This is a genomic window from uncultured Nostoc sp., from assembly GCF_964245445.1.
Lineage (GTDB): Bacteria > Cyanobacteriota > Cyanobacteriia > Cyanobacteriales > Nostocaceae > Nostoc.
Window position 1 is genome coordinate 1 of record NZ_CAXTNE010000391.1, and the last position, 5,574, is coordinate 5,574.

Below are 5,574 nucleotides of genomic sequence, written 5' to 3' on the forward strand. Positions count from 1 at the left end.
ACAACCCCGTTTCTGCCTGGATTAGAGACTTTTTTTTTACGTCGAACTCAGGTCACTTTGGCGCGATAAATCTTCCATTAAACAAACACAATCTGAATGTTGCTAAATATACTGCTGTGGTATTAGTGCTATTCGCTTGTTACCCAACGCTTGACTGTACTACGTTATGTATTTTGACTGAATTATTATAGATAGATGCAAAAATTAAACCATCCCAGTGGTTGGAATGGTTTAAGGGAATTATCAATTTTTCTTACTGCTCCTTTTGCTTATAGGAGGCAACCAATTGTTGTTGACGACAATTCAGGCATTCCTTTTAACTTGATAGTTTCGGCGACTTGGTTGTTATTTTGGCGTAATGAAAAGATAGGATTGCCCGTTAGCTTGATTTGAGCTTGATGCTATTAGGGTTGCGCTTCCAAGATCCGACCTATACTTCTTGGCGATAGTGCTGGCAACCCCCTGCGAGTAGCTTCTTCAGCAACTTGCATATGGTAATGGTGCTTTGAACGACTGGGTTTTCGGTTCTTGCTCCATTCGCTGATTTCGACAATTTTGCTCGCCTCTGCGCTCTTGCACTTCTTAGGTCTGCCTGCGTTCACACCTAATACATTATTTATCTTTGCGATCGCATCTTCCAAGGTTTCCGATGTTATGGTACAAGATGTCCACTTTTTCTTCCAGTTTGTTACTGTTTGCTTCGCTATACCAAGTTTTTTTACTATATTTTTATGATTTTCCCCACGATTAAGTTCTAGCAGGATCTTTGCTCTCTTGATCATTTCATCGCTGCCGGTGGCTGCTATATTCTCTAATACTTGCTTTTCAATAGGATTCAATACTTGAATATGAGGCATTTTAGTATTTACCCCGCTTAAACCTACAATTTTGCCAAATCGAATGAAGCCTGATATACTTTTTTTGTAGAGTTCATTTTTCCTAAAGATTCACTCAAAGCCCTGCTGCAAACAGGGCTTTGAGGAAAAAACAACCCCACCTGTTACTAAAACAGGACGGAACTTTGTTTTGTCAATTTAGTTATCTAGAGCCATCATATCATGAATTTACCCAGTTTTACAAATCTATCTAAAGATAGATGCTTTTTTTTAAATGCCAGTACTTTAAATCTCTCTTCAGTCGTATTGGTTTTCAATGGGTTGGGAATAATAGTTTACTGCGCGAGAAAATTCTCTTCGAGAGTTTTTCTGGTAGTTAATCCTTTGCCATTTACAAGATTTAATTATTTTTTCAACTTGTCACTTTTTCCAAGGGATGAAAGTGCTATAAGTCTTGCTGGTTAAGATTTTTCTGCTTTCTGCTTAGGTTTTTCAAGATGGAACCTATCTTTTGAGTGACAATTTGTGACCCGGAGTATAAATATGTCTGAGGTGAAGAATCCGGCAATTGTATATATTTCACCTGCGGAGTTGGTTGTTCATCCGAAGCTGATAGAAATATATGGTGAGAATGAGGAACGTCCGGCTTTAGAAAAAAGTATCTCTGAAAAAGGGATTCTTGAATCTTTAAAGGTATCTGCACGTACTGGTGTAAATATCGTCTTGGCAGGTAAGTGTCGCTTGCAGATAGCTCGCCAGTTAGGAATTTCCACTGTGAAAGTGGAATTTGTCGAGTCTGGTTCGCCTGAAGAAGATTTGAAACTAGTGCTTGACTTTAATCTCCACCGGGAAGGTGGGAAGACTCATTACCAGAAATTTCACGAGGGGCAGTACTGGGAGAGCGTACTTCGTCCCCAAGCGAAAGAAAGACAAAGGGAGAGTGCTCGTCGTTTGAATCAATCGAATGATTCAAATTTGAATCATTCGCTAAATGAGAGTAAGTCTCAATTATGTAAGGGCAAGCGAGTGATTCAGGAGGTTTCGGAGAATCTAAATATAAGTGTTGGCAGTTATCACAAGGGTAAGAAAGTTTTTGAATTAATTTCTCAATTACGAGAAATGGAAAAATTTAAGGCAGTTGTTGCACTGGAGATGGAATTTAACCGGAGTATTGATGCAGCGTACAAGTTTGTTTGCAATCAAGATATCTGTAACCAGGTAATAGACCTTCTGGAGGCTACGGAGATAGGTAGTATAGGCGATGGTATTGCTTGGATGCTGAATGGCGAGCGCAATCCGTTTCGGCGTTTTCAGCTTGACCAAGTATATCAATTCAAGAAGAGACTGCGGCCCGAATTGGAAATTGTGGGACGAGTTATTGGTATAACTAATGAGTTTGTTGTGTTTGGATTGAGGAATTTAGGGAATATGAGCCTAGAAATTGTGAATCTACGCCCGCGACAAATTGATGCAGAATTGCAGGATGAACCATCTGCATCACAGAGGAAGAGAATATTTCAATTAATGCAAAAGTTTAGTGATGTTTTCCCAGTTCAAGTGTCTTTGGCGGAGTTGTTGAAACTTCCTAATCTAACTGAAAAAGAGGAGGTTTTGTTGCGGATGTATGAGTCTGACGTATTTGAAAAAACTTGGGAGGATTATAAGACCCAAATGAAAGCAATGGAAGTATCTACAAATAGAAAAAAGGATAAGATTTGTGCTGCATAGGTAGCTGTGGGCTGCTAATTTAGTAGAGAACTTGTCTCACAATTTAACATTACTTACTAGATTAGCATCTCAATACTAATTGCAATACGAGTTCACTATTGTGGGTGCTGAACTCGTATCAAGATATTTGACTGTTTTTTGTTTTTTAACTCGGTAGTGGAGTATGAGTAATTTCATCTTCACTACTTGTACTAGCAAAAGCCAATGTACGGTGACACTTTTAGGTGTTGCTAGCTTTGCATTGTTATCCGAAACTCTTTTGTCGATTTAGTGAGAACTTCGCTAGAACTGCCTCATTTAAATAATAACCAAAAAAAAGTTGGGTAGTCGCATTGTTGTTGGTGAAGCGTGTTGGACTAAATGCCAGTCTAAGCCTACGTATGTCTAAGCCTAAACAAGTATAAATCTTTGTTTGCTTTCAACCATGAGACGATTACCAGTCGTCTCCAACAAGCGGATAACCAACCGCTTAATTCAAAATAAAATTTCAAATTTAGGCTAACACATTTTGACCAACAGCGAGGCTACCTGATGCACAAAAATCATCAGGACAGTCACTCATGTACCAAGAAGATTTTGGGGCAGATTTTGATAACAAGCCCCAATTAAGCCTTTCACAGCCTTCAAAAAAGAAAATCAAACCCCACCTGCCCGCCGAATCCGTGGGCAAACGCTACGTAGAACGCTTTTGGCATCCATTTGGGGCGATAGTTGCCCCTTCTTTAGTAGAAGGTGCAAAACCAGCATGGCGTACCATTGACTATTACCTCCAACCCTCCCAACTGTGGAACCTGCACCAAGACAAGTCGAAACTAGTAGGTCTGCGCTTTAACGACACAACTCGTTACGCCACAATCGATTTAGACCTAGAAGGCGACTACCACAACATTGAATCCATAAATCGGATCAAAGCAGCGCTAGAGGACATCGGCATAGTCGATATCATCATCCTCCAGTCCAGCTTTAGTGGCGGTTATCACCTAATCCTAAGCTTCGCATCCCCCCTACCCACCTTTCCCCTAGCCTGCGCCCTAGAGATTACCTTGAGAAGTGCAGGCTTTATACTGCGTCAAGGACACCTAGAAATTTTCCCCAACACCAAACCATATAGTGCCAAACAAATAACCAACTACAAAGCCATCCGTTGCCCCATGCAACCGGGTAGCGGGTCATTTTTACTTAATGATGACCTACAACCAATTAGTGACTCAGTTTCTATCTTCCTCGACCATTGCGATCGCGCTGCAAGTCGGCAAGATTTAACGAAACTAAAACGGGTAGCGAACAAAGCCAAAAAACAAATTTCACGCGAGAGATATCGCAAGCAAGAATCTGCTGACGTTGTACAGTGGCGTGCCAACTGGGAAGAAATCATCAGCACAGGCTGGACAGGAAAAGGACAAACAAACACCCTCCTACAAATCTTCGTAGGGTACGGAATCGTCTTTTTAGACTTAGAGAGTGATAAATTAGTCGAATTTTGCCTTACTACCGCAATGAACGCCCCCGGCTACAGCCAATATTGCCGACACCAACACGAAATCGAAGCCAGGGTGAGGCATTGGGTAGAATCGACAAGTTGTAACAAATGGTATAGCCCTTACCAGAGTTATCCCGAAAGGTTGTTGGGTACATTCGCCAACACATTTGCAGAAGCCATAGCAGGCATTAGCAGCATTGATAAACCCAAAGACAATGTAATCCCATTTGACCGTCGTAAGCAACAGAACTGGGAACGCAGCCAACAAGCCCAAAAACGCATCCAGATAGTAGTAAGGGCAATAGAGTGGGATAGTGGGTTGCCAGTAGGGGCTACTGAACGGGGGAAAGTGATACGTGCTGAATACAAGCGCCGCTTTCACAAAACTATCTCACAAGAGACACTACAAAAGCACTTGCATTTGTGGCATCCCACACGCTACATCTTAGACCCGTGGGCAGAAAATAGCTCAAAGCCTTATCAATCAAGCAATGACGGGCAATTTAATAGTTTTGAAAACTCATTTGCCAAGCAGACTGCTCAAAATCCTTACGAAAAGGAAAATGACGGTCATTTTTACTATATGAAGGTTTTTTGTAAATGCTTACCTCCTGCTGCCGATGCCCCTACAGGGCAGTTGGCAGCAGCAAGTTTTGAAGAAGTTGCTGAGTCTCAAGGAGAATTATTTGTACTACAGGTACAAGATGAATCTGAGAAAATTAAGAATTCCGAAGAATTGAATTTATTGCAACCAAAGGATCTGTCTTTAACTTCAGGTGTCAATAATTCTGATAATTCATTAGTTTCTTCAAATATTATAGAATTAGCTGAAAATCTTAATGAAAGTACTTCAGATAAGAATTTCAAATACCTTTCTAACCCCAGCGCGGCTGAAAATTACAATAACAAAAACTTATTAATCAATTCTGTTACTATTCCGCTTACTGCGCCTACACCTGCAATTGTGCCGCCTGAAACGTCACAAAAAGCCGAAGTTAGCGAACAAAGTACACCTTCAAGCGATTCAGCAGCAACTCTCGCTTTGTCAGAACTGAAGAATCTGACTAAGTTGCGACTCCAAGCAGCATCTTACGCCAAACGTGTAGCTAGAGAGTACTGCCTGATTGCACGATGCTTAATTGGGGGCAAGGAACGGGAAAGACTGGAGCAGAGTGCCAAAATGCAATTTTATCTCGATTCAGGTAACAAAACTCTAATTGCAGAAGCCAATGAGTGGGCAGCTGCCAATCCTGGGTGTCTACCGTTTTCGTTGGAGTTGGTGTTTCAAGAAGGTGAGACGTGATGGCTGAATTTCACAGGTGAGAGTGATTTGGATGCCTATACGGTGGCAAACTTCTATTGAACGTACCAACCGCAACTGCACACAGGGTTGCACCAATCCCAAAAGCTGCCATCACCCAGCCGTACTGCACTTCTCCCAATTTGAGTGTACCTTGAACATAGCCAACAGTATTTGGGGTCATGACGAAGTACGTGTAAAATGGGACACGTTGTAAAGTTTTGTAAAGA

3 protein-coding genes and 1 pseudogene are annotated in these 5,574 nt (G+C 41.4%); 2 read left to right on the plus strand and 2 right to left on the minus strand.

Annotated features, from left to right (window positions below):
- Positions 1-404: 404 nt before the first annotated feature.
- On the minus strand, positions 405-857 hold the full coding sequence (locus ACFE90_RS35620; protein WP_375506975.1) for a helix-turn-helix domain-containing protein: 453 nt from the start codon (positions 855-857) through the stop codon (positions 405-407).
- A 522-nt stretch (positions 858-1,379) separates the two neighbouring features.
- On the opposite strand from ACFE90_RS35620, the gene ACFE90_RS35625 reads away from it, so the two are divergent.
- Together ACFE90_RS35625 and ACFE90_RS35630 are read left to right on the plus strand one after the other, a co-directional pair.
- A complete protein-coding gene (locus ACFE90_RS35625) occupies positions 1,380-2,564 on the plus strand; it encodes a hypothetical protein (RefSeq protein WP_375506976.1) in 1,185 nt (394 codons plus the stop codon).
- Positions 2,565-3,124: 560 nt separating this feature from the next.
- Entirely contained in the window at positions 3,125-5,347 is a 2,223-nt protein-coding gene (locus ACFE90_RS35630) for a hypothetical protein (protein ID WP_375506977.1), read from the plus strand.
- Between the two features lie 10 nt (positions 5,348-5,357).
- On the opposite strand, the pseudogene ACFE90_RS35635 reads toward ACFE90_RS35630, so the two are convergent.
- Positions 5,358-5,574, minus strand: a pseudogene (locus ACFE90_RS35635) (hypothetical protein); the annotation flags it as partial.